At 66.2% G+C, this 5,620-nt stretch carries 3 protein-coding genes; 1 reads left to right on the top strand and 2 read right to left on the bottom strand.

Annotated elements, in window-relative coordinates; translation table 11 throughout:
• The coding region (locus tag OXH56_04260; protein MCY3554518.1) for a phytanoyl-CoA dioxygenase family protein at positions 1-274 on the top strand (274 nt) is incomplete at its 5' end.
• 39 nt (positions 275-313) lie between these two features.
• Here OXH56_04260 and OXH56_04255 read toward each other — a convergent pair.
• Positions 314-1,810 (bottom strand): glutamate synthase subunit beta, encoded by a 1,497-nt coding sequence (locus OXH56_04255; GenBank protein MCY3554517.1) that lies wholly within the window; start codon positions 1,808-1,810, stop codon positions 314-316.
• Positions 1,811-1,828: 18 nt separating this feature from the next.
• Positions 1,829-5,620, bottom strand: a 3,792-nt coding sequence (gene gltB / locus OXH56_04250; GenBank protein ID MCY3554516.1) for a glutamate synthase large subunit, incomplete at its 5' end; no start/stop codon positions are given.

Genomic DNA, 5,620 nt, shown 5'->3' with positions numbered 1-5,620 from the left:
GGCGATCTTCATGAGCGCCATGACGCCTCACGCCTCGGCCATCAACTCGTCGGATCGGCCGCGTAAGACGCTCATCCTCAGCTACCGGGCAGCCGATGCCTTCCCCATCCACTGCGGGGTCATGTCGGACAAGGTCGAGGCGCACAGCCGCCTGGTCCGCGGCGAACGGGCTTCACAGGCTCGCTTCACCATGACGGATTTCCCCATTCCGCGCTATGAAGACGAGGTCGCGTCGCTGTACGATCTGCAGGAGAGGTCGAGGAAGTCGGCGTGACTGAAGGACCTACGACAGGGCCGCTTACTGCAGCACGGCCTAAGGCAGGTCCGTGCTCCCCATGAGGTAGCGGTCCACTTCCCGGGCGGCGCCCCGGCCTTCGTGGATGGCCCAGACTACAAGGCTCTGGCCGCGACGGGCGTCGCCGGCCGCGAAGACGTTATCCACGCTCGTGGCGTACTTCCCGTATTCGGCCTGGGCGTTTGACCGGCCGTCCCGTTCCACTTCGAGCTGCTCGATCACCGGATCTTCGGGGCCGGAGAAGCCCATCGCCAGGAGGACGAGGTCGGCGGGCCATTCCTGCTCCGTGCCTTTCTTCGGGCTGAAAGGCGCGCCGTTGCTGGGGACCGACCGGTCGAGGTCGATGGTGCGCAGGGCCTTGACCCGGCCCTGGCCGTCGTCGATGAACTCGACGGTGCTGGTGTCGTAGCGACGGGGGTCGTCGCCGAAGAGGGCCTTGCCTTCTTCCTGGCCGTAGTCGAGCTTGTAGACCACCGGCCACTGGGGCCAGGGGTTGCCCGGCGCGCGTTCGGGAGGCGGTTTGGGGATCACGTCGAACTGGTTCATCGTCTTGCAGCCGTGGCGGATAGCCGTTCCCACGCAGTCCGTCCCCGTATCGCCGCCGCCCAGCACGATCACGTGCTTGTCCTTCGCCGAGATGTAGTTCCCGTCCTCGTGTCCCGAATCCAGCAGGCTCTTCGTGTTCGCGTGGAGGAAGTCCATGGCGAAATGGACGCCGTCCAGGCCGCGACCCGGCGCGTTGCGCACGAAGTCGTTGGGCTTGGTGGCGCCGGTGCAGATCACCACGGCGTCGTTTTCGCTGCCCAGGTCCGCCGCGGGCACGTCCCTGCCGATCTCGACGCCGGTCACGAACTCGACGCCCTCGGCCGTCATCTGGTCGAGGCGGCGCTGGACGACCTTTTCCTTGTCGAGCTTCATATTCGGGATGCCGTACATGAGCAGTCCACCGGGTCGGTCGGCCCGTTCGTAGACCATCACGCGGTGGCCGGCGCGGTTGAGCTGGGCGGCGCAGGCCAGACCGGCAGGCCCGGATCCGATGACGGCCACCTTCTTGCCGGTCCGCTTCGGCGGCGGCTCCGGCTGAATCCAGCCTTCCTCGAAACCGCGGTCGACGATGGCGCACTCGATGCTCTTGATGGTCACCGGATCGGCGTTGATGCCGAGTACGCAGGAGCCCTCGCAGGGCGCGGGGCAGACCCGCCCGGTGAACTCGGGGAAATTGTTGGTCTTGTGCAGCTGCTGGAGGGCTTCCTTCCAGTGGTTCCGGTAGACCAGGTCGTTCCAGTCGGGAATGAGGTTGTTCAGGGGGCAGCCCGACGCGCCGGGTCCCTTGCCCATCGGAACCCCGGTGTGGCAGAAGGGGATGCCGCAGTCCATGCACCGGGCGCCCTGCTCCTGCAACGAATCCACCGCCATGGGCAGGACGAACTCTTCCCAGTCGCCGACGCGTTCGCGAGGATCCCGGTAACCTGCCGTCCCCCGCTCGTACTCCATGAAGCCGGTTGTTTTACCCATAAATCCGTCTGTTGAATGTTATCCCTTGCCGCCGTTGACGCCTACGGGGACGGCTTCAGGCACCGTCTCGACGGGATGTCCGTTGGTCTTGGCCTCTTCCGCCGCCCGTTCCGCCATTTCCTTGAGTGCGCGGCGGTAGTCGACGGGCATGACCTTGACGAAGGCGTCCCGTAGTTCGGACCACCGGGCCAGTACGTCCTCGCCCCGGTCGCTGCCGGTATACCGCACGTGGGCTTCGATCAGCCGCCGCACCTCGGCGACGTCCTCTTCCTCGATCAGCGGTTCCAGGTCGACCATCTCCTGGTTGCACAGTCCGGGGAAGACGCCCTGCTCGTCGAGGACGTAGGCCACGCCGCCGCTCATGCCCGCGGCGAAGTTGCGGCCCACCGGACCGATGACGACCACGCGGCCGCCGGTCATGTACTCGCAGCCGTGGTCGCCGACGCCTTCGACCACGGTCTCCGCGCCGCTGTTCCGCACGGCGAACCGTTCCCCGGCCCGGCCGCGGAAGTAGGCCTGCCCTCCGGTGGCGCCGTAGAGCGCCACGTTGCCGATGATCACGTTCTCGGTGGGCACGAAGCTCGCGTTTTCGGGCGGGAAAACGGCCATGATGCCGCCGGACAGCCCCTTGCCCGTGTAGTCGTTGGATTCGCCTTCCAGGAGGAAGGTAATGCCCGGCGCCAGGAAAGCGCCGAAACTCTGGCCAGCCGACCCGTGCAGCCTGGCCCGGATGGTATTCTCCGGCAGGCCTTCCTCGCCGTGCCTCCGCGACACCTCCGCGCTGAGCATGGCGCCGGCCGTTCGGTCGATATTGTGGATCGCGTGCCGCAGCACGACCGGCTGGCGGTCCTCCAGGGCCTCGGTTGACAATTCGATGAGCCGCTGGTCGAGCTTCTTCTCCAGGCCGTGGTCCTGGCTCTGGCAGCAGTAGCGGGCTACGCGGTCGGGCGCTTCGACGGGCGCGAGCATCCGGGTGAAGTCCAGGCCCTTCGCCTTCCAGTGGTCAATGGCCTTGCGCGTGTCGAGGCAATCGGTGCGTCCCACCATCTCGTTCACCGTCCGGAAGCCCAACTGGGCCATCTGTTCGCGCATCTGCTCGGCGATGAACATCATGAAGTTGATGACGTGCTCGGGCTTGCCCGTGAAGCGCTTGCGCAGCTCCTCGTCCTGGGTGGCCACACCCACGGAGCAGGTATTCAGGTGGCACTTGCGGAGCATGATGCAGCCGCTCACCACCAACGCGGCCGTGGCAAAGCCGAACTCCTCGGCCCCCAGCATGCAGGCGATGACCACGTCGCGGCCCGTCTTGAGCTGGCCGTCGGTCTGCACCACGATACGGCCCCGCAGGTCGTTCTGGACCAAGACTTGCTGGGTCTCGGCGACGCCCAGTTCCCAGGGCACGCCCGCGTGCTTCATGGACGATTCCGGCGAGGCGCCGGTGCCGCCGTCGTACCCGCTGATGAGGACCACATCGGCCTTGCCCTTGGACACGCCGGCCGCCACGGTGCCCACGCCCACCTCGGCCACGAGCTTGACGTGGATGCGGGCCCGGTCGTTGGCGCTCTTCAGGTCGTGGATCAGCTGGGCCAGGTCCTCGATGGAGTAGATGTCGTGATGGGGCGGCGGCGAGATAAGCCCCACGCCGGGGGTCGACTTCCGCACGCGCGCGATCTCTTCGAAGACCTTGTGGCCCGGCAGCTGTCCGCCTTCCCCGGGCTTGGCCCCCTGGGCCATCTTGATCTGCAGGTCCGTGGCGTTGACCAGGTAGTTGCTCGTCACGCCGAACCGGCCCGAGGCCACCTGCTTGATGGCGCTGTTCCGCCAGTCACCGTTCTCATCGGGGTAGTAACGGTTCGGGTCCTCGCCCCCCTCGCCCGAATTGCTCCGGCCGCCGATGCGGTTCATGGCGATGGCCAGCGTCTCGTGAGCCTCCTTGCTGATGGAGCCGTAGGACATGGCGCCGGTGGAGAAGCGCTTGACGATCTCCGAGGCCGGCTCCACCTCCACGATAGGCACCGGAGGCTGCACCTGCCTGTAGTCGAAGAGGCCGCGCAGCGTCCCCAGCAGGCGCGTCTGGTCGTCGATCTGGTCCGTGTACTGGCGGAAGAGTTCAAAATCGCCGGTGCGCGTCGACGTCTGCAGGAGCGCGATGGTCTGGGGGTTGAAGAGGTGATGCTCGCCGTCGCTCCGCCACTGGTAGTAGCCTCCCACGTCCAGCGTATGTCCGTTCGCCACGGGACGTTCGGGATAGCCGTGGTGATGGTGCTGGCGGTACTCCGCTTCGATCTCGGACAGCCCGATGCCCTCGATGCGGGACGCCGTCCACGTGAAGTACTTGTCGATGACCGACTGCTTCAGGCCGATGGCCTCGAAGATCTGTGCACCGTGATAGGACTTGATGGTGGAGATGCCCATCTTGGACATGGTTTTCAGGACGCCCTTGCACAGGGCGTTGATCAGGTTTTCCCGTGCCTTGTCCGCGCTGGCCGGACCGCCTGGACCGCTTGGGCTGGCCGCGCTGGCCGGACTGGCCGCGCTGGCCGGCGGATCGATCAGGCCGTCGATGCTCATCCATTCGACCGTTTCGAGGGTCAGGTAGGGATTGATGGCATTGGCCCCGTAACCGATGAGCAGGCAGAAGTGCATGACCTCCCGGGGCTCGCCCGATTCCACGACGATGGCCGCGCTGGTCCGCAGTCCTTCTCGAATGAGGTAATGATGCACGGCGGCGGTGGCGATCAGGCTCGGGATCTGGATCCAGTCCGGTCCGACTTTCCGGTCCGACAGGATAAGCAGCGTAGCGCCCCGTTCCCGGATGGCCCGGCCCGCCTCGCGGCACAGTTCGTCCACGGCCTCCTCGAGAGCGCCGGTCGACGCGGGCGCGCCTGTTCCCGCTGACCCGTCGTAACCCACGGTCCCGCCTGTCGGCGTCGACCCGGTAGTCTCCGAAGTCCGCCGGAACACCGCAGGAAGCGTCTCCGATTTCAGCCCGGGCAGGTCGAGATCCCGAATGCGGGCGAGTTCCCCGTTGGACAGCACGGGGCGGGGGATCCGGAGTTGCCGGCAGTGATCGGGCGTTTCGGCAAAGAGGTCCTGCTCAGGCCCGATCGAGGTGTCCACGGACGTGACCAGCTCTTCGCGGATGGCGTCCAGGGGTGGATTGGTGACCTGGGCGAACAGCTGCTTGAAGTAGTGGAACAGCAGTTGCGGCTTGTTGGACAGGACGGCGATCGGCGCGTCGTTGCCCATGGAACCCACGGGCTCGTACCCATGGGCCGCCATGGGGCCAATGAGGATCTTCAGCTCCTCGCTGGTGTATCCGAAGGCCCGCTGCCGTTCTTCCAGCGTCGCCAGGTCGAGCGCGGGCACGTCGTCGGGCTCCGGCAGGTCGTCCAGATTCGTCATTTGCTCGTCCAGCCAGGTGCGATAGGGCTTGCGCGAGCTGATCTCGTGCTTGATCTCATTGTCGGTGACGATGCGGCCGCGGATCGTGTCGATCAGGAACAGGCGTCCGGGCTGCAGCCGTCCGCGCGTGAGGATCCGTTCGGGCGGGATATCCAGCACGCCGGCTTCCGACGCGCCGACGACGAAATCATCCTTCGTCACCACGTACCGGAAGGGCCGCAGTCCGTTGCGGTCCAGGGTCGTGCAGATGCGGTCGCCGTCGCACGCCGCGATGAGGGCGGGTCCGTCCCACGGTTCCATGAGGCAGGCATGGTATTCGTAGAAGGCCTTAATCTCGTCCGAAATGGATTCAAAGTTCCGACTGGTTGCCTGGATCATCATCATGAGGGCGTGGGGCAGCGACCG

The organism is Gemmatimonadota bacterium (assembly GCA_026702745.1).
Lineage (GTDB): Bacteria > JAAXHH01 > JAAXHH01 > JAAXHH01 > JAAXHH01 > JAAXHH01.
The sequence above is the reverse complement of the archived record's forward strand: the minus strand, read 5'-3'. Positions and strand labels throughout refer to the sequence as shown.